The sequence below is a fragment of the Streptomyces colwelliae genome (assembly GCF_048158785.1).
In the GTDB taxonomy this organism is placed as follows: domain Bacteria; phylum Actinomycetota; class Actinomycetes; order Streptomycetales; family Streptomycetaceae; genus Streptomyces.
In genome coordinates this window covers 1-435 of the sequence record NZ_JBLTJC010000976.1, presented here as the reverse complement: position 1 = coordinate 435, position 435 = coordinate 1, and the positions used below count along the sequence as shown (strand labels likewise).

General features: G+C 71.7%; 1 pseudogene. It reads left to right on the top strand.

Annotated features, from left to right (window positions below):
• Positions 1-35: 35 nt before the first annotated feature.
• Positions 36-435, top strand: a pseudogene (locus ACNFOC_RS55440) (hypothetical protein); the annotation flags it as partial.

The window sequence follows — 435 nt, the reverse complement described above, 5'->3', positions numbered from 1 at the left end:
CCCCCAACTCCCCACACCCTGATTGGAGTTAGACCATGCCCGTACGCTCCGGCTGGCTGTCCCCGGACGGCCAGTCCCGCGAGGACACCAGGCTCATCTCGCTCGGCGCCCTCACCCCGACCTCACGCATCGCGACCCGCTCAGGGATCCTGCCCGGATCCGCCGAAGGCCTGTACCGCATCTCCGGGTTCACCCTGTACAGCGCCACCACCGGCACCATGACCGCCGCCGTCTACCCCGGCCGCGCCGTCATCCAGGGCACCGACGCCCAGGGCGCCTACCCCGTGGCCCTGACCGACACCCTCCCGCTCACCTTCGCCGACGGCGACGCGCTGTACGGCCGCATCGACCTGGTCGTCCTACGGGTCTACGACGACGCCTACGACGGCTCCGGCCGCACCGAGGCCGCCGTCGAGATCGTCCAGGGCACCCCGG